Genomic DNA, 19,637 nt, shown 5'->3' with positions numbered 1-19,637 from the left:
ACGATTGATAAAGTAAAATCTTTATTTCCAATTACGATAATTATTGAAATGAGGCCTGAGAATGATTGCAATTATTTCTGCGGGCATTGCCCCAGGTCTTGCTTTATTGTGCTATTTTTATTTGAAGGATCAATACGAATCAGAGCCTTTTTATATGGTGCTACGGTCGTTTATTTTTGGGGCTCTGCTAGTTTTTCCGATTATGTTTATTCAATATGTATTGGAAGTTGAGGCGGTTTTTACCTCTGATACATTATATACGTTTGTTGCAGTAGGATTTCTTGAAGAGTTTTTTAAGTGGTTTATACTTTATTTTACCATTTATCAGCATGTGCATTTTAATGAACACTACGATGGAATTGTTTATAGTGTCTCGGTTTCTCTTGGTTTTGCCACATTGGAGAACATTGTTTATCTATTTGCCAATGGATTAGAATATGCATTAGGCCGTGCAATTTTACCTGTTTCTAGTCATGCTTTATTTGGTGTGATTATGGGGTATTATTTAGGTAAAGGAAAGTTTTCTAACGGTGACAAGCGTGTTAAGTGGGTTTTATTTTCTTGTATCATTCCAATTTTGCTTCACTCAGTTTATGATTCTATAATAATCAGTTACTTAAATTGGCGGTATATTATAATACCTTTCATGCTGTTCCTTTGGTGGTTTGCATTACGTAAAGCTAAAAAAGCAAGATTGAAGATATTTGATACAAAGTTGCCTTAGGGTAGCTTTTTTAAATTGTCTATAAAAATATAAATGTTCTGGTACTGTAGATTAGTGCTACAACGTCCAGTTCCAGGAGTATGACTTTGAAAAAGTCTTATGCCTTGCACCTAGTGACCATCACCCTCGTTCATAAGATAAGTCAACAACGAATCGCTATGCTCTCCGTGTTTTTCATTTCCAATTATTACAGATTGCTCCAGATCGGGTTCTTATACGCTAAAAATCCACACAATAATATGCTGTTATTTGTGCCACGTGTTGTCTAAATTGGATAGATTATTATTTAGTATGAATAAAATACCAAAGACTACAAAAAATACGTTTATGCAAATACATCTACTTGAGGAGGCAGCAAGATGAAAAACATGCGCATAATGTTGATGGTTGCTGTATTGACGATAACTACCATCACATTTCAATTCTTTTCGATGATAGTTCCTGAAGCACATGCTTTTTCAGAACAGACTATTCAAAGAGGAGCTACGGGTAGTGATGTTATTGAACTGCAAGCTAGACTACAATATAACGGTTACTACAATGGAACAATTGACGGAGTATACGGTTGGAGTACGTATTGGGCAGTACGTAATTTTCAAGAAATGTTTCAATTAGAGAATGTAGATGGGTTGGTCGGGCAAAAGACAAAGGATATGTTATCGAGATCAACTAAATTTTACAAAGAATTTGTTTATGAGCAAATTAATAATGGGAAAAAGTTCACTCATTATGGAGGAGTACCATTAGCAAAACAAACGGCACCAAGTCAACAACAAATTCAACAAGCAAAACAATTAGCAGAACAAAGAAAGAAGCAACAAGAGCAACAGTATAAAGCACAAGTTAATGAACAACAACCTACTCAGAAAAAACAGAAGAAACAACAAGCACAACAAAAGCAAAATGCAGATCAGCAACAAGCACAACAAAAACAAAATGCAGAGCAGAAACAAGCACAGCAAAAGCAAAATGCAGAGCAGCAACAAGCACAGCAAAAGCAAAATGCAGATCAGCAACAAGCACAACAAAAGCAAAATGCAGAGCAGCAACAAGCACAGCAAAAGCAAAATGCAGAGCAACAAGTACAACAACCTAAGAATGCAGAGAAAAAACAACAAGATGCTAAACAAGCAAAACCAGAGCAAGCTGATGCCGAGCAGAAAGACTCTACAGCAGTAAACCTTCCAAATGGCTATTCTCAAAATGATATTCAATTAATGGCCAATGCAGTATATGGGGAGGCACGAGGTGAACCATTCACAGGACAAATCGCTGTAGCAGCTGTCATTTTAAATCGGGTTAACAGCCCTACGTTTCCTAATACAGTGTCAGGAGTCATTTTTGAACCAGGTGCTTTTACTGCAGTAGCGGATGGGCAGATTTGGTTAACTCCAAATGATACTGCTAAGAAGGCTGTTTTAGATGCTCTAAATGGGTTTGACCCCAGTGAGGAAGCACTTTATTACTTTAACCCTGATACAGCTACAAGCTCTTGGATATGGGGCAGACCGCAAATAAAACGTATCGGAAAGCATATCTTCTGTGATTAGAAAGGGTGATGACAAATGATACGTGGAATTTTAATCGGACTTTTATCAGTTGCTTTAATAGGTACAGGCTACTGGGGGTATAAGGAGCATCAAGAAAAAGATGCTGTACTTATGCAAGCAGAGAATAATTACCAAAGAGCATTTCACGATTTAACATATCGAGTTGACCAGCTCCATGATCATATTGGATCTACACTAGCAATGAATTCAAAAAAGTCCCTTTCACCTGCTTTAGTAGATGTATGGAGAATTACATCGGAGGCGCAATCTGATGTGGGACAACTACCATTAACACTTTTACCTTTTAATAAAACTGAAGAATTTTTAGCAGCTATAAGTGATTTCAGTTATCGTACTTCAATACGTGACTTAGATAATGATCCCTTATCTGATGAAGATTACAAAACACTAAAATCAATGTATACCAAGTCAGCTGACATACAAAATGAACTTAGAAATGTTCAACATCTAGTTATCGAAAACAATCTACGATGGATGGATGTTGAATTAGCGTTAGCGTCAGGACAAAAACAAACGGATAATACGATTATAGATGGATTTAAGACTGTAGAGGATAACGTTGAGGCCTACTCTGAAACAAGCTTTGATACCACTTTTACCACTAAGAAGAAAAACGTTGAAGAAGGATATAGCAAATTAGAAGGTAAGGATATTACCGAGGAAGAAGCGAAACAAATCGCAAAGAAATTTATCGGAAATAGTGTTAAAGATGTGAAGGTAGCTAAAAGTGGAAAAGGATCGGAATTTGGCTTTTATAGTGTTACCATGCACGATAAGAAGAAAAATGTAGATATGAACATTGATTTAACCAAAAAAGGCGGTTATCCAATTTTTCTTGTACAAAATCGGGAGATTAAAGAAAATAAAATCAGTTTGAATGAAGCTTCAAATAATGCGATAGATTTTTTAAAAAAGCATGGATTTGAAAACCTTGATCTATATGAGAGTGCTCAATATGATAATATTGGTGTCTTTTCATTTGTATCCATAGAAAATGATGTGAGAATATATCCGGATGCAATTAGAGCAAAGGTTGCGTTGGACGACGGACAAGTAATTGGTTTATCAGCTAGAGATTATTTAGCTTCCCATAAAAAAAGAGAAATACCAAAGCCTAAAATCTCTAAAGAAGAGGCAAGAAAGATGTTAAATCCAAGTTTAGAAGTGCAACAGGACAGGTTAGCTATCATAACCAATGATATCGGGGAAGAAGTTTTATGTTATGAATTCTTAGGAACAATTGATGATGACACATATCGTATATTTATTGATACTGAAAACGGGACAGAAGAAAAGGTTGAAAAATTAAAGAATCCTGAACCAATATTCCAAGAAGTATAAGATCTATGAAGGTAAATTAAAACTCAAAACTTGATTAAATGGAGAGGATATCCCAATCTAGTTTAAGGGATATCCTTGTTTTCGTCTAGAGAATGAAAAAAGTGAATGAGCGGTCATATTCAACTTCAGCAGTCCTAGTTTGAAATAGTTGGCTACCTAGAGAAATAACTAAATCCTATTTTCCTAGCTCATTAGTTAAGCTGGAATTGAAGATAAAAAAACCTTTTATTCCTGAGGGACTTATGTTTGTCGAGGCTATCCGAGACGCTTGCACTTTTGTTTATACATTTTGTCCTCTTGCGCTACGTTATCGTCCATGCTTTAATTAAAAAGAGAGCGATAGGAAAGAGTGATTTTATGCTAAATATTGGTGATGTACTTCGATTAGAAACCAAGGACCAAAATTCCGAAAAATTAAAATGCAAACTTGTTGAAAGAAGGGGAAATCAATTATATATTGATTATCCAATTAATGAAAGTACCGGGCGTTCGGCCTTTTTAATGATTGGAACTGAACTAACGGCTTCTTTTATAGATAAAAGTCAACATGCCTTTCTTTTTCATACCGAAGTTACTGGACGTGTCAAGGAAAATATTCCAATGATTTCTCTAACATATCCTGGTGATGCGCAATTAATACGCATACAGAGAAGAGAATTTGTTAGAATTGATACAAGCTTAGACGTAGCAATACATCCTAAGAACAACGAATTTCAACCATTTACAGCTGTGACAACTGATATAAGTGCAGGTGGAGCAGCACTTTTAATCCAAAAAACGACCAAATTGAAAGAAGGACAAGAGTTAACCATCTGGTTTACACTTCCTTTTCAAAATGAAACGATAGAATACATAAAAATACATGCGAAAATCATTCGGTTTATCCCAGCTGAAAATGACTTGTTTTTAAAGGCACCATTGCAGTTTTTAAACATGGACGAAGCGACCCAACAAACATTAATCCGTTTTTCTTTTCAACAACAAATACAAATGCATAGAAAGGGTCTTCCTGTAGAATAATTTTTGGTATTTTTACCTATACTAGAACAATGTATGATCTAGTAAAAAATACCTGGAGTTGAAACTATGAAAAGAATTGAATTAATCATTATCAAATTAATTACCATTCAATTTATAGCCTTAATATGTGCTCAAGTTTTAATTCAGCAATCTACCATCCAACCATACCTCTCACGGGTTGTACAATACGAGGGGGTAAATAAATTAACCATTACAGAATGGTTAGAAACATTTAGTAAGGAAGAAAATGGCGATCTTCCTTCTAAAAGATGAATAGGGGTAATAATCCCTTTCATCCTATGAGATAGCTATTAAACAGATCCGTCCAAAAGGGAATCATTGTTAAACGTCCCGAATCACCTTGGATCAATTAAAACTACTAGACTAAAAACCTATTTGGAGGAAATATGAAACAACAAAAACTATCAATAGCAATCGATGGTCCAGCTGCTGCCGGGAAAAGTACGGTTGCGAAAATCATTGCAGAACATTACTCTTATATCTACATCGATACAGGTGCAATGTATCGAGCTTTAACATATAAAGCGCTACAAGAAAACATAGACATAAATAATGAAGCTCAAGTTGCAGATATCCTTACTAATATTAAGATTGATTTAGAACCTTCAGAGGAAGGTCAAATTGTCAGAATAAATGAGGATAACGTAACGGATGTTATCCGTTCTAATAAAGTAACAAACAATGTATCAATTGTTGCGATGCATGCAACGGTGAGAGAGGAATTGTTAAAGCGTCAACGCCAACTAGCCATAGATGGGGGCGTTGTAATGGACGGTCGTGACATTGGGACACATGTTTTACCTAACGCAGAATTGAAAATTTTCTTAAGAGCTTCTGTTGATGAAAGAGCAAAACGACGTCATGAAGAAAATTTGAAAAAGGGTTATTCCTCAGATTATGAACAACTTAAACAAGAAATTGCTAATCGAGATAAGCTTGATTCTGAAAGAGAAGTTGCTCCGTTAAAGAAAGCAGAGGATGCAATTGAGCTTGATACGACATCTATGTCTATTAATGATGTCGTAAAAAAAATAGAAGAATATATTGAAGAAAGGCTTTGATATTGTGTCAATATATCCATTTGCAAGATCAATAGTAGCAGGTATATTAAAACCAACGTATCGAATTAAAGTCGAAGGTTTAGAGAATTTCCCCAAAGAAGGAGGAGTCCTTCTTTGTACAAATCATATTAGTAATTTTGATCCACCAGTAGTTGGAGTAACGGCTCCTAGAAAGGTATTCTTTATGGCAAAAGCTGAGCTGTTTAAAGTGCCAATTTTAAAGGATCTACTAAAGAACTTTGGTACGTTTCCTGTAAATCGAGGTGGTAGTGACCGAGAAGCATTACGTGTTGGACTAAAAATATTAAAAGAAGGAAATGTTTTAGGTTTTTTTCCAGAAGGCACGAGAAGCAAGGATGGAGAATTAGGTAAAGGGCAAGCAGGTGCTGGATTTTTTGCTCTTCGCTCAACTGCTAAGGTTGTTCCCTGTGCAATTATAGGTCCATATAAACCTTTTAAAACATTGAGAGTTATATACGGTGAACCAATTAATATGACTAAATATCGTGAGCAAAAGATCGCTACAGATGAGATGTCTAATATTATCATGAACGAAATTGGTAAACTAAAAACAAAAGCGCAAGCGCCCGTTTAGCACGAACTAAGAGCACTCCTTTTGAGTTAAAGGTAACACGAAGATCGACAGCAATTCGATGTTGACTTGTTTTAAAAGGAGAGTGAAGTTCACTAGGTGTTAGAGCTGGATGGCGTGATCTATTTTACAGTCTAAGAGTTTGATAATCTTATAGACAATAAAAAAATAAACTAAGATTAAGACTTACTACTTGACAAAAAGTAGCATTTATTAGAAGTTTAATAAAAGAGGTATTAATCATTTTATTTATAAAGGGTTGAACTCACTTTTAATAAAATGAATTCTTACATATATTTAATCAAAAGTCGCGCAGGTTTTGACCAAGGAGGTAATTGAAAATGGTAGAAGAAATGAATAGCGTACATGTTGTAACACCTGAGGTTGGAGATATTGTTAAAGGTATTGTTACTAAAGTAGAAGAGAAACAGGTAATAGCCGAAATAGAAAACTGTAAGCATACAGGTATTATCCCAATTAGTGAGCTTTCAAGCCTTCATGTAGAAAAAGCTTCCGATGTGACGAATCTAAATGATGAAATAGAATTAAAAGTTTTAAAAGTTGAAGAAGAGGTACTTGTTCTTTCAAAAAGAGCAGTTGAAGCTGAGAAGGCCTGGGCCTCCTTAGAGAAAAAGTTTGAAGGAAAAGAAATCTTCGAAGCAGAAGTAAAAGATGTTGTTAAAGGTGGCCTTGTCGTTGATTTAGGAGTTAGAGGATTTATTCCAGCCTCATTAGTAGAAGCTCATTTTGTTGAAGATTTCTCTGAATATATGGGAAAAATGCTTACTTTAATTGTCGTAGAGTTAGACCGTGATAAAAACAGAGTCATCCTCTCACATCGTGCTGTCATAGAAAAGGAACAAATTGAAAAAAAATCAAATGTATTAGAATCTATTGAAGTAGGATCTACAATTGAAGGAACTGTTCAACGTCTTACTAATTTCGGTGCTTTTGTTGATATTGGTGGCATAGACGGGTTAGTTCATATTTCGCAACTTTCTCATAAACATATTGATAAACCATCAGATGTTGTACATGAAGGTCAAGTAGTGAATGTAAAAGTTCTCTCAGTAGATCTTGATAACGAAAGGATCTCTTTATCTATTAAGGAAACATTACCTGGACCATGGGAAAATATCTCGGAAACTGTAAAGGTTGGAGACATCCTCGAAGGTAAAGTGAGACGACTTGTATCATTTGGTGCCTTCGTTGAGATACTACCTGGTGTAGAAGGTCTTGTTCATATTTCTCAGATATCTAATAAACATATTGGAACACCTCAAGAAGTGTTAGATCAAAATCAAACAGTGAAAGTAAAAGTTTTAGACGTTAACGAATCTAATCAACGCATATCGTTAAGTATTCGTGATCTTGAAGATTCTCCGAAAGCAACTGATGAGGATTTTCGTAATTATCAGGCGAAAGAAGAGTCTACATCTGGTTTCCAATTAGGAGAAATGATTGGCGATCAATTAAAAAAACTCAAATAATGGTGATATAAGTGAGCAAAAGAGCACAGAGGAAAATAGAGCATATCCAACATGCACTATCAACAGGTCAACAACGCAATAATGGATTAGATGATATAACTTTTGTTCATCAAAGCTTACCGAACCTGTCTGTAGCAAAAATAGATTTATCAACAAAAGTTGGCGAACTTACTTTAAGTTCGCCTCTTTTTATAAACGCTATGACCGGTGGTGGCGGTGAAGATACAGTAATTATTAATGAAGCATTATCTATGGCAGCTAAGGAAGCGAACATAGCTGTTGCTGTAGGTTCACAAATGGCTGCTATTAAAGACAAGAGTGAACGTCGTTCCTATGAGATTATGAGAAATGTTAATAAGAACGGGATAATCTTTGGAAATTTAGGTAGTGAGGCCACAGTAGAACAAGCAAAAGTGGCGATCGATATGATTGAGGCAAATGCTCTTCAAATTCATTTAAATGTTGTCCAAGAGCTGGTTATGCCAGAAGGCGATCGTGATTTTACAAATGCCTTAATGAGAATTGAACAAATTGTTAAAAGTGTTGACGTACCGGTAATTGTAAAAGAAGTTGGCTTCGGTATGAATCGTGAGGTAGCGGTTAAATTAAAAGAAGTAGGTGTAACTGCACTTGATGTTGGAGGTTTGGGTGGAACAAATTTTTCGAAAGTGGAAAATATGAGACGCCAAAATAGCCTTGAGTTTTTCGATAAATGGGGGATTTCTACTTCAGCTGCAATTGCAGAAGTAAGCAGTTTGGAAGCGGACATACCTATAATTGGAACTGGTGGAATTCAAGGAGCGCTTGATATCGCTAAGTCAATTGCATTAGGAGCATCAGCTGTAGGTATGGCTGGTTATCTTCTGAAGATATTTATAGAAGAAGGTTTTGACTTTTTAGTTCGAGAAATACTCCATATTACGGAAGATTTAACAATGATAATGACAGCACTAGGAGCGGGAACGATACCAGAACTTCAACATGCATCACTAGTTATCAGTGGAAATACACACCACTGGCTAACTGAAAGAGGTATTGATACGAAGAAATATAGTATGAGAAGTATTTGAGTATTGCAATTTTACAAAAGTGGCTAGTTGGTTATATACCAACTAGCCATTTTTGTTATATTTTCATTTATTTCGTTTTCTAGCAGCCTCAGGTCCTTCTAATGTAGTTGCCCCAGGATAATTTAGTGATTGGTCACGATCTGATTCAACTTTTCTGCTTTCTTTAAGCTTTTTTTCTTGGCGATCTTTGCCCATGTTATAAACCTCCTATCTAGGTAATGTTATTTTTGTCCTTTTTTCTTTAATCATTCTTTCTATTTTTTGTTAATTTTCGATTAAAGGTTATTGGAAAAAGACATAATGGGAATAGTAGGAGGGGTTGAGAGTGGATGGAATTTATTTTTATTGGTTTATGTGGATCACATGGATTGTAACGACCTTTTTGATGAAAAAAGACAAAATAAGAATAAAGTTAACAATTTTTATATTAGTCAGTATAGGAATAAGTGGATTTTATATAGTTGTAGGAGATTTTAATATAAGGGTTTCATTGCTATTGTTTTTATTTTTGGGCTATTACCTAGCAATTAAACAAACGAAGCGCAAATCAATTGCCTTTTATGTGATGACATTAACATTGACCTTTGCTTATTCAGGGATTTTACTTTTCCGAATATATGATCCAGTTTGGTTTTTATTTGATTATCGTATGATCGTAAGTGTCGTTGTTAGTGTATTAGCCATTTATTTGGGGAAACAGCCTGTGCAAATGTATGCTCTTTACATCATATCCGTATGCCACGGAGAATTCTTGTACTGGTTTATATTAGGTGAGTTTCATGACGGTCTAACAATTGGAACTGCTGCCTGTTTAGATATGCTGGTTACTGGTTGTGTAATTATCTATCTTAAGACATTGACTCAAAAGATCATTTTATATTTTGAACAAGCCTTACAAAAACCGGCAAAGGAGAAACAGGGCTAATATGAATGAATATACAATGCCAGTACTTTTTGGAGTAATAGTTGGAGTCATTACGAGGCTTCATATGCTTAGAACAGATTATAGACAATATCCTACCTATTTACACGGGAAAATTATTCATATCGCTCTTGGTTTTATAGCAGCGGGGTTAGGAACAGTTGCGGTACCATCCATTATGGAAGAGGATTTTACTGCGATTACATTTCTTACTCTGGCAGCATCTCAATTCCGTGATGTACGCAATATGGAAAGAAATACATTAACTGTCTTAGATGGTTTTGAACTTGTCCCTCGAGGAAGTACATATATTGAGGGGATTGCGATTGCGTTTGAAAGTAGAAATTATTTGGTCATCTTTACATCTTTATTAACTACATTTGCTTATTTAGTGGTAAATATTTATGCTGCAATTATTGTTGGGGCAATTTGTTTTATCGTTTGTAGAAAGCTAATGGCAGGGAGTCGAATAAAAGATTTAGTTAATATTAGGCATGCAGAACTACATTTTGAGGGAGCAGGACTATATGTAGATAATATATATATTATGAACATTGGGTTACCAGATAAACAGAAGGCTATTTTAAAGTATGGCATGGGGTTTGTGTTAACACCTAAAAATGATAATTCTAAAACAACAATTGCCAATTTGGGGCAACGACAAGCGATTCTTCATGATGTATCAACAGCACTAGGTGTTGTTCGCGATTCAGGAGAACCAGCTTTAGTTCCATTAGCAAAAAGAGATTTGGACGATGGTCGTCTAGGTGTGTTTGTTCTTCCACAAGATCATAATATTGAAAAAGCGATTCGAGTGATTAGTGAGGTTCCTACTCTTGAAAATGCCATAAGAATGCCATCTGAGGCGAAGGCAAACCGACAAGGAGGATCAAAGTGAGTACAGTAATTGAAAAATATATACTGGCAATCATAACTACAGATCAAACGAAAGTTGCGGGAGGAACCGCGATTTTTATATGTAAAACTAAAGAAGAAATGGATGTTTTCGCAAAAAATCTCGAAGCTATACTCGATGGTATTGCACACGGTATTGGTGATGATATGTATGTTATTGTGAAACACTAAGTTGAGTATTTATGAAAAGTTTGCTAATATATAAAAGTTAAGCCCTTCTTAGTGGAAGGGTTTCTTTTATAGAGATTGTTAGCTGGATATATTGTATGCTGACTCTTTACATAAAAAGATATAACGAAAGCTATTGCCTTTCTTTAAAGAAGTTTGATGAATTATTCATACACCTTGAAATGTTAGTATAGCAATTTTATAAAGATATAAGAGGATCCTTCTTTTTTATAGAAATTCGTATTTACCATGTAAAAAATCTTTTCTTAAAACGATTTCAATATAAACACTAATTTATGATAAATCTAAGAAAAGTAACTTAATCACGATACTTAAATGTATGTGTATTTGCCAAAAGTGCATAGAAATAAAATTTTAAAAATGAAAGTTAATTTTGAACTGAATTGAAAGGGTGTAAACAATGGCAAAACCAATAGTAGCAATTGTCGGACGGCCAAATGTAGGGAAGTCTACAATTTTTAATCGTATCATAGGAGAGCGTGTCTCAATTGTAGAGGATACTCCAGGAATAACAAGAGATCGGATTTATAGCTCGGGAGAATGGTTGAATTATCAATTCAATATGATAGATACAGGTGGTATTGATATTGGAGATGAACCATTTTTGACACAGATTCGTCAACAAGCAGAAATAGCAATCGATGAAGCAGATGTGATCATCTTTTTAACAAACGGTCGAGAAGGAGTAACTTCAGCAGATGAAGAGGTAGCAAAGATACTATATCGTTCAAATAAACCAATAGTCCTTGCTGTAAACAAGATAGATAATCCTGAAATGCGTACATCTATCTATGATTTTTATTCTCTAGGTTTTGGTGAACCTTTCCCGATATCAGGATCGCATGGTTTAGGACTTGGTGATTTATTAGATGAAGTAGCTAAACACTTTAAAAATTTAGGAAACGATGATTATGATGAAACAACAATTAAGTTCTCGTTGATCGGTAGACCAAATGTCGGAAAATCATCACTTGTAAATGCGATCTTAGGTGAAGAACGTGTTATTGTAAGTGATATAGCTGGTACAACGCGTGATGCAATTGATACTGTGTACAAATATGAAGGCCAAGAATTTGTTATAATTGATACAGCAGGAATGAGGAAAAAAGGGAAAGTATATGAAACAACTGAAAAATACAGTGTCCTTCGCGCCCTTAAAGCAATTGATCGATCTGACGTCATATTAGTTGTCATTGATGGTGAGGAAGGAATTATAGAGCAGGACAAGCATATTGCTGGCTATGCAATTGAAGCAGGGAAGTCAGTAGTTGTTGTCGTTAATAAATGGGATGCTGTTGAAAAAGATGAAAAAACGATGAAGGAGTTTGAAGATAATATACGAGCTCATTTTAAGTTCTTAGATTATGCTCAAATTGTTTACTTATCTGCTATTACAAAAAAACGAATTCATACGTTAATGCCGAAAATAATTGTTGCAAGTGAAAACCATTCTAAAAGAGTTCAGACGAATGTCTTAAATGATGTAGTGATGGATGCAGTTGCAATGAATCCAACTCCTACACATAAGGGCAAGCGATTAAAAATATTCTATACTGCACAAGTTGCAGTTAAGCCACCTACATTTGTGGTTTTCGTTAATGATCCAGAACTTATGCATTTTTCCTATGAACGATTCTTAGAGAATCGGATACGAGCAGCTTTTGATTTTGAAGGCACACCTATCAAGATATTCGCTCGGGAAAGAAAATAAAAGGTTCAGCATTTTCTGCCTTATTGGCTATAATGTAAAGAGAAATGCTAAACCTGTGTGATGAAAATGGTTTAAAATATGCAAATTATATGATGTAAAAGTAACTAAAAGGTAAGACTACTAGCATAGTTTTACCTTCTTTTTCACAGAAAAGGACGTGTTAAATTGGAACAAATTACAGTGTTAGGTGCCGGAAGTTGGGGAACGGCTTTAGCGATTGTACTTGCAGATAATGGACACAAAGTGAAGCTGTGGGGGCATCGTCTGGATTTAATTAATGAAATTAATCATACTAAGAGAAATGAAAAATATCTTCCAGGTATTACTTTGCCAAATGGAATTATGGGACTCTCAGATTTAGAAGAAAGTTTAAAGAGTGTCGCTACAATTGTACTAGCTATACCTACAAAGGCTATAAGAGGTGTATTGAATGATATAGCTACCCTCATTAATAAGCCTGTTACAGTTGTCCATGTGAGCAAGGGGATTGAACCTGATACATTATATCGAATTTCTGAAATTATCGAATCTGAATTACCTGCCCATTTATTGAAAGATGTTGTCGTTTTATCAGGCCCTAGTCATGCGGAGGAAGTAAGTCAACGTCATATAACAACTGTTACCTCTTCATCAAAAAATATCGCAGCAGCCGAATACATACAAGATTTGTTTATCAATCAGCATTTTCGAGTTTATACAAATCCAGATATAATCGGAGTGGAAGTTGGCGGTGCTCTAAAAAATATTATTGCATTAGCTGCAGGGATTACTGATGGACTAGGGTATGGAGATAATGCAAAAGCGGCTCTTATTACACGAGGACTTGCCGAAATTGCACGACTTGGTAGTAAAATGGGTGCAAACCCATTGACATTTTCAGGATTAACTGGAATAGGTGATTTAATTGTTACGTGTACAAGTGTGCATTCCCGAAACTGGAGAGCAGGTAATTTACTTGGTAAAGGCCAGAAGTTAGAAGAAGTACTAGAAAACATGGGAATGGTTGTCGAAGGTGTTCGCACAACAAAAGCAGCCTACCAGCTAGCACGAAAATATGAAGTGAAAATGCCTATAACAGAAGCTTTATATGAAGTTTTATTTAATGGTCAATCCCCTAAGATTGCAGTTGATTCATTGATGACACGTGTAAAAACTCATGAGATGGAAGACCTAGTTAATATAATGGAGAATCGTTAATTTGTTAGGTTACAAACGAGGATATTAAGCATATTATAACGTGAAAGTACAGAAGAACAATTCTATAAAAGTTGAATAGTTACTTGCAATCTATGCGCTAATCTTTATGTTCCAATTTTTCTAGGGTAGCCTGATCATTAAACCTAACTTGTAAAGTTTTCATGGCTTATCTAGGCATTAGAGGATACAAAACGATACAGTACCGCATAAAATGCAACGTAGTCAAATAAGAGTTGTTCTTATTGTTGGGTACTATTTAGTCGTATACCTGACTGAAGTAAAGTTCGTCCCCTCTTTACTTCAGTTTTTTGTTATTCATATCATATATAGTCTCTATAACGGTGGGACATGCCTACAATTTTTAATTAGGCTCTGTTCTAAAAGTTTGTTGCTTTAGTTCTTATAAAAATCAGCTTTTGGATTTTTATGATTAAATTGATGATATCACCAGTGTAATAACAGAGTAATTTACCGAAAAGAGCACGACGATATACTGATAACAATTATATTTGTGAAAAACAACGTTTAATTAAGTTGGTGTTTTTTTCAACAAAACCAATGAGAACTAATACATATCTAGGAGGTGGATCCTGTAATTAAAATCATAGCGGTTTAAGAATAAGAACCGTCAGAGTAAATGTTTAGTATTCTCGAACAGAGATAATTACTAACATTTGATTTTAGTGAACAGGAGCTTATATGAGTCCAGCCCTTATGAAAATGTGGATATCGTTTGCATCTATGGGGTTTATGTTTATTGCTATTTTGTTTATTTATTTAAGCCGATTTAAATTAAAAGGATTTTTAAAAGTAATCACTACAATATTAGCCTATATTTTTATGATACTAGCAGGAATTATTATTTTATTTGTTGTTTTAAGCGGTCCTGTAAGTGAATAATTAAATGTAAAAGGAAGTTATTGCGGATGAAAATTTCTAAGATCATGGCAGTTGTATTTTGTAGTTTATTCTTATCGGGTTGTCTATATCCGGAAGAAAACTTACAAAAGAACACAATACCATATGATGATCAAATTGTTACTGTTCAAAAGTCTGTAGACCAATTCCAGACAGATACCGGAGGCTTGCTACCGATTAAGACCAGGGATATGACAACACCTATCTATCAAAAATACCCTGTGGATTTTGCTGCGCTCACCCCAAAATATATGTCAGAACCCCCTGGCACAGCTTATGAAAGTGGTGGGGTATATTCATATGTGCTTGTGAATGTAGAAGAAAATCCAACAGTTAAATTAATCGATTTAAGAATTTCCGAAGCTATACATGAACTGACCTTGAGGTTGGATGTTTATCGACAGTCAAACGGGTATCCGCCTATAAAAGAACTGATTACCAATGATATTTATACATTGGACTATGAAAAACTAGGATACAAAGAATCACCAACTGTCGAAAGTCCGTATTCTGGAGAATATCTACCTTTTGTAATTGATAAAAATGCTAATATTTATGTGGATTATCGAATAGATCTATACAATGCATTGAAAGAAGTAAATCATTCGTATAAAAATGGCGATGATATTCGAGATCTTTTACATAAGAATTCACCTTTTGTTCCAGCCTATTCGACACCGTATACCTTTGATGAAAATAACGAACCTATCTTTAAAGCTGTTGAAAAATAGAGAGTTATAAATGCAATAAAACGTCACAATTTCTTTTTGTGTAAACTTTTAAAAAAATATGTCATGAACCCTTCTTTCGAGTAATAAACTCTAAAAGAAGGGTTTTTATTTTTCTCTTTGAGTGATGACTAAAAATAAAATAGCGATATTGGAAAAAAGTTTACTTCGAAGTCATAAATAAATAGGACAACGTCATACATATATAGTGTCCTATTAGAAGACGGATAAGCTTTATCCCAAATTGTATGATCGGGAGGGGATCACTTGGAAAAAGTAGATATTTTCAAGGATATCGCTGAACGAACTGGTGGCGATATATATTTAGGAGTCGTTGGTGCGGTTAGAACAGGTAAATCTACTTTTATTAAGAAATTTATGGAATTGGTTGTACTACCTAACATTGACAATGAATCAGACAAAGCTAGAGCTCAAGATGAATTACCACAAAGTGCAGCTGGTAAAACAATTATGACAACTGAGCCTAAATTTGTCCCGAATCAAGCAGTTTCTATTCATGTAGATGAGGGACTTGATGTCAATATTAGACTAGTAGACTGTGTAGGTTACACTGTACCTGGCGCAAAAGGGTATGAGGATGAAAATGGTCCTCGTATGATTAACACTCCTTGGTATGAAGAGCCGATACCATTTCATGAGGCGGCGGAAATTGGAACACGAAAGGTTATTCAAGAACATTCAACACTTGGATGTGTCATCACTACTGACGGATCAATCGGAGACATTCCACGTCAGGATTACCTAGATGCTGAAGCAAGGGTAATTGAAGAACTAAAAGAAGTGGGAAAACCTTTTATTATGATAATAAATACGGTTCGTCCCCATCATCCTGAAACAGAGACTCTTCGTCAATCTCTAAATGAGAAATATGATATCCCAGTACTAGCAATGAGTGTAGAAAGTATGAGGGAGTCAGATGTATTAAATGTATTAAGAGAGTCATTATATGAATTCCCAGTATTAGAGGTAAATGTAAACTTACCAAGCTGGGTTATGGTATTAAGAGAAAATCATTGGCTTAGAGAAAGCTATCAGGAAGCTGTAAAGGACACTGTTAAAGATATTAAGAGACTAAGAGATGTGGATCGAGTTGTAGGTCAATTTAGTGAATATGACTTTATAAATAAAGCGAGTCTTGCTGGCATAGAAATGGGTCAGGGTATTGCAGAAATAGATTTATATGCACCGGATGACCTATATGACCAAATTTTAAAAGAAGTGGTCGGCGTTGAAATCCGTGGCAAGGATCATTTACTTCAATTAATGCAAGACTTTGCCTATGCAAAAGCTGAATATGATCAGGTTGCAGATGCATTAAAAATGGTAAAACAAACGGGTTATGGGATTGCAGCACCAGCTTTAGCTGACATGAGCCTTGATGAACCAGAAATCATTCGCCAGGGATCGAGATTCGGTGTTCGGCTAAAGGCAGTAGCGCCTTCCATCCATATGATCAAAGTTGATGTTGAGTCAGAATTTGCACCGATCATTGGCACAGAGAAGCAATCTGAGGAGCTAGTTCGTTATCTCATGCAAGATTTCGAAGATAATCCGTTGTCAATCTGGAACTCAGATATTTTTGGACGTAGCTTAAGTTCAATTGTTAGGGAAGGTATTCAGGCGAAATTGTCATTGATGCCAGAGAACGCACGCTACAAGCTTAAAGAAACATTGGAGAGGATTATCAATGAAGGATCCGGTGGATTAATCGCGATTATTCTCTAACAAGTTGACCTCTATAATAGGAGGTCTTTTTTTTAGGCTCTTTTCTAAAAGTTTGTTGCTTTTACATTTATAAAAATCGGTTTTTGGATTTTTATTGTACTACTTCCTGTCACTTCAAAAGAATAAGACCATATAAATCAGCGAAAAGAGCACGAAGATAGGCTAGTTCCGTGAAGTAGAGTTATGTACGAAAAACAACAATCGTTGCGAAAATAGCCTTTTTTATGAATCTTTTCTAAAAGTTTGTTGCTCTTAAACTAACTTCCTGCCAATTCGAAAAAATTCAACTAAAAATAATACAGATTACTTGGAATAAATGTTTCTAATTTAAAAGTTTTTAGATAATGAATTTTATAGAAAAAGATCAACTTTTCTTTCAATATCTGGATAATTCCTTGGTGCTATTGGTTTTTTATTAGTTTAAAACTTGATTTTAGTTAATGTAGTATGTTAATCTTTTTAAAGAAATTATTTTCTCTATTGGTCGATTCTTCCTTGAACACCTATTTTCATGATGAAAATCATTGAAATATGTAAAAAAATCATATAAGATTAGCGTGTTGAAGTAATTTCATATGAAATATGTATAGAAATTAACGATTCTGTGAAGAAATGAAGACTAATAAGATTTCCATCCCTTTGGGAGGAGGTGAAAGGCATGAATAAAACAGAACTTATCAATTCAGTAGCAGAAGCTAGTGAATTATCTAAAAAGGACGCAACTAAAGCAGTTGATGCTGTTTTTGATACAATTTTAGATGCACTAAAAGACGGTGATAAAGTACAACTTATCGGTTTCGGTAACTTTGAAGTTCGTGAGCGTGCGGCTCGTAAAGGTCGTAATCCACAAACTGGTGAAGAAATTGAAATTGCAGCAAGCAAGGTGCCTGCATTCAAACCAGGTAAAGCATTGAAAGACGCAGTTGCTGGAAAATAAGTTAGACCTTGTCATGTAATAACCATTACATACAACCAATCTTCACAAAAGCCCCTTTTTAAGGGGCTTTTCATTTTTAATTTTGTGAATGTGAATCCATTCATATGAAATTAGAGGTACTTGTATTTTGCTTTTAATCATTTACATATGCTAGAATCTCAATAAAAAGATAGTAATGACTAGGAGGACTGAAATGGAACAAATGGACCTTGGGAAAATTGAACAAGCGGTTAAATTAATTCTTGAAGCAATCGGAGAAGATCCTAACCGCGAAGGATTACTAGATACCCCTAAACGAGTGGCAAAAATGTACAATGAGGTTTTTAGTGGTATCAAAGAAGATCCGTCAGAACATTTCAAAACGATTTTTGGTGAAGACCATGAAGAGCTAGTTCTCGTAAAGGATATATCGTTTTATTCAATGTGTGAACATCATTTAGTACCCTTTTATGGTAAAGCACACGTAGCTTATATTCCTAAAGGCGGGAAGGTAACTGGTCTAAGTAAACTTGCTCGTGCTGTTGAGGCAGTCGCAAAAAGACCACAATTACAAGAAAGAATTACTTCGACAATTGCTAATAGTATTAATCAATCTCTTGATCCACATGGAGTGATGGTAGTAGTTGAAGCCGAACATATGTGTATGACTATGCGAGGGATAAAAAAACCTGGTGCACAAACAGTTACATCTGCTGTAAGAGGGATATTCCGAAAAGATGAGGCTGCAAGAGCAGAAGTGTTATCCTTAATAAAGGGATAATGTTAACATGTTCACTTCTATATTGATTTACATTTAAACGCCAATACCCAAGGATTTCAGTTTTTTTATACTTTCAGCTAATTCGAAACAATTTTAGTAGGTATGCCGATTTATTAACTTAAATCTGTTGCCATGATGATTGTATTAATACATATATGTATTAATAAGTTCTACCTCGTAATGAATGTTGGTTTCCTCATGTGCTTTTTTCATTATATTAATCATTTCTCTTGAAAACTAAAAGCAAGAATCATTTAGAAAAGAGCCTTATTAAATGGTATGATAGTGACATACACACTTTAGTGGCTCTTTTTATTCTCGAGCTAAAGAAAATGAATAAATTTAGATGCCCCGATAATTAGTAATAGCTAGAAAGTTATACAAAAAATCTTCTCGAATCAAACATAGAAAAAGGGTATATTTCCTCCCTTCTAAAACAAAATTTAAATAGGTAGGTGTAGACATGAATCCAAAAAATGACTTTGTTGTTATAAAAGCAATTGAAGATGGTGTAAACGTAATTGGTCTTACTAGAGGGACAGATACTCGATTCCATCACTCAGAAAAACTGGATAAGGGTGAAGTAATGATCGCACAATTTACTGAGCATACTTCAGCAATAAAAATTAGAGGAAAAGCACAAATACAAACTGGCATTGGGGAATTAGAAAGTGATTCTCGAAAATAAGCAGGGCTTCCTGCTTTTATTTCTGTTTAGAAAACT

General features: G+C 34.9%; 21 protein-coding genes. 20 read left to right on the top strand and 1 reads right to left on the bottom strand.

The window, feature by feature from the left end; all coding sequences use genetic code 11:
* The first annotated feature begins 61 nt into the window (after window positions 1-61).
* The 9 genes from prsW (at window position 62) to fni (ending at window position 8,890) form a co-directional block, all read left to right on the top strand.
* The gene (prsW, locus tag AC6CHR_RS07350) at window positions 62-724 is read left to right on the top strand and encodes a glutamic-type intramembrane protease PrsW (protein WP_498247925.1); all 663 of its coding nucleotides are present in this window, start codon (window positions 62-64) and stop codon (window positions 722-724) included.
* 368 nt (window positions 725-1,092) lie between these two features.
* A complete protein-coding gene (gene sleB, locus AC6CHR_RS07345; RefSeq protein ID WP_498248196.1) occupies window positions 1,093-2,274 on the top strand; it encodes a spore cortex-lytic enzyme in 1,182 nt (393 codons plus the stop codon).
* A 15-nt stretch (window positions 2,275-2,289) separates the two neighbouring features.
* On the top strand, window positions 2,290-3,636 hold the full coding sequence (gene ypeB, locus AC6CHR_RS07340) for a germination protein YpeB (RefSeq protein ID WP_498247924.1): 1,347 nt from the start codon (window positions 2,290-2,292) through the stop codon (window positions 3,634-3,636).
* Between the two features lie 297 nt (window positions 3,637-3,933).
* Window positions 3,934-4,656: a flagellar brake protein gene (locus AC6CHR_RS07335; protein WP_498247923.1), complete on the top strand. Its 723-nt coding sequence runs from the start codon at window positions 3,934-3,936 to the stop codon at window positions 4,654-4,656.
* Between the two features lie 66 nt (window positions 4,657-4,722).
* On the top strand, window positions 4,723-4,929 hold the full coding sequence (locus AC6CHR_RS07330; protein WP_498247922.1) for a YpfB family protein: 207 nt from the start codon (window positions 4,723-4,725) through the stop codon (window positions 4,927-4,929).
* Between the two features lie 134 nt (window positions 4,930-5,063).
* Complete coding sequence (gene cmk / locus AC6CHR_RS07325; RefSeq protein WP_498247921.1) at window positions 5,064-5,738, top strand: (d)CMP kinase; 675 nt, start codon at window positions 5,064-5,066, stop codon at window positions 5,736-5,738.
* A 4-nt stretch (window positions 5,739-5,742) separates the two neighbouring features.
* Complete coding sequence (locus AC6CHR_RS07320) at window positions 5,743-6,333, top strand: lysophospholipid acyltransferase family protein (protein ID WP_498247920.1); 591 nt, start codon at window positions 5,743-5,745, stop codon at window positions 6,331-6,333.
* 338 nt (window positions 6,334-6,671) lie between these two features.
* The gene (rpsA, locus tag AC6CHR_RS07315) at window positions 6,672-7,820 is read left to right on the top strand and encodes a 30S ribosomal protein S1 (RefSeq protein WP_498247919.1); all 1,149 of its coding nucleotides are present in this window, start codon (window positions 6,672-6,674) and stop codon (window positions 7,818-7,820) included.
* A gap of 11 nt (window positions 7,821-7,831) precedes the next feature.
* The gene (fni, locus tag AC6CHR_RS07310) at window positions 7,832-8,890 is read left to right on the top strand and encodes a type 2 isopentenyl-diphosphate Delta-isomerase (protein WP_498247918.1); all 1,059 of its coding nucleotides are present in this window, start codon (window positions 7,832-7,834) and stop codon (window positions 8,888-8,890) included.
* Between the two features lie 63 nt (window positions 8,891-8,953).
* Here the strand turns inward: fni and AC6CHR_RS07305 are convergent, their stop codons facing one another.
* Entirely contained in the window at window positions 8,954-9,085 is a 132-nt protein-coding gene (locus AC6CHR_RS07305; protein ID WP_498247917.1) for a YpzI family protein, read from the bottom strand.
* A 130-nt stretch (window positions 9,086-9,215) separates the two neighbouring features.
* On the opposite strand from AC6CHR_RS07305, the gene AC6CHR_RS07300 reads away from it, so the two are divergent.
* The 11 genes from AC6CHR_RS07300 to mtrB all read left to right on the top strand — a co-directional run bounded on the left by AC6CHR_RS07300 (window position 9,216) and on the right by mtrB (window position 19,601).
* Window positions 9,216-9,815, top strand: coding sequence for a YphA family membrane protein (locus AC6CHR_RS07300; protein ID WP_498247916.1), 600 nt, complete (start codon window positions 9,216-9,218; stop codon window positions 9,813-9,815).
* 1 nt (window position 9,816) lies between these two features.
* Window positions 9,817-10,710 (top strand): YIEGIA family protein, encoded by an 894-nt coding sequence (locus AC6CHR_RS07295; protein WP_498247915.1) that lies wholly within the window; start codon window positions 9,817-9,819, stop codon window positions 10,708-10,710.
* Complete coding sequence (locus tag AC6CHR_RS07290; RefSeq protein WP_498247913.1) at window positions 10,707-10,898, top strand: capping complex subunit for YIEGIA; 192 nt, start codon at window positions 10,707-10,709, stop codon at window positions 10,896-10,898. The genes AC6CHR_RS07295 and AC6CHR_RS07290 overlap by 4 nt, the downstream gene beginning before the upstream one ends.
* Window positions 10,899-11,316: 418 nt before the next feature.
* Window positions 11,317-12,627, top strand: coding sequence for a ribosome biogenesis GTPase Der (der, locus tag AC6CHR_RS07285; RefSeq protein WP_498247911.1), 1,311 nt, complete (start codon window positions 11,317-11,319; stop codon window positions 12,625-12,627).
* 165 nt (window positions 12,628-12,792) lie between these two features.
* The gene (locus AC6CHR_RS07280) at window positions 12,793-13,824 is read left to right on the top strand and encodes an NAD(P)H-dependent glycerol-3-phosphate dehydrogenase (RefSeq protein ID WP_498247910.1); all 1,032 of its coding nucleotides are present in this window, start codon (window positions 12,793-12,795) and stop codon (window positions 13,822-13,824) included.
* Between the two features lie 699 nt (window positions 13,825-14,523).
* Window positions 14,524-14,724 (top strand): DUF2768 domain-containing protein, encoded by a 201-nt coding sequence (locus tag AC6CHR_RS07275; protein WP_498247909.1) that lies wholly within the window; start codon window positions 14,524-14,526, stop codon window positions 14,722-14,724.
* Between the two features lie 26 nt (window positions 14,725-14,750).
* A complete protein-coding gene (locus AC6CHR_RS07270) occupies window positions 14,751-15,473 on the top strand; it encodes a YphF family lipoprotein (RefSeq protein WP_498247908.1) in 723 nt (240 codons plus the stop codon).
* Between the two features lie 264 nt (window positions 15,474-15,737).
* Window positions 15,738-17,216: a stage IV sporulation protein A gene (gene spoIVA, locus AC6CHR_RS07265; RefSeq protein ID WP_498247907.1), complete on the top strand. Its 1,479-nt coding sequence runs from the start codon at window positions 15,738-15,740 to the stop codon at window positions 17,214-17,216.
* A gap of 658 nt (window positions 17,217-17,874) precedes the next feature.
* Window positions 17,875-18,153, top strand: coding sequence for a non-specific DNA-binding protein Hbs (gene hbs, locus AC6CHR_RS07260; RefSeq protein WP_498247906.1), 279 nt, complete (start codon window positions 17,875-17,877; stop codon window positions 18,151-18,153).
* Window positions 18,154-18,346: 193 nt separating this feature from the next.
* Window positions 18,347-18,913, top strand: a complete 567-nt coding sequence (folE, locus tag AC6CHR_RS07255; protein ID WP_498247905.1) for a GTP cyclohydrolase I FolE — start codon at window positions 18,347-18,349, stop codon at window positions 18,911-18,913.
* Between the two features lie 463 nt (window positions 18,914-19,376).
* The gene (mtrB, locus tag AC6CHR_RS07250) at window positions 19,377-19,601 is read left to right on the top strand and encodes a trp RNA-binding attenuation protein MtrB (protein WP_498247904.1); all 225 of its coding nucleotides are present in this window, start codon (window positions 19,377-19,379) and stop codon (window positions 19,599-19,601) included.
* Window positions 19,602-19,637: the final 36 nt, after the last annotated feature.

This window comes from Metabacillus sp. GQ13, from assembly GCF_059758525.1.
This window is presented reverse-complemented; position numbering and strand designations above follow the sequence as displayed.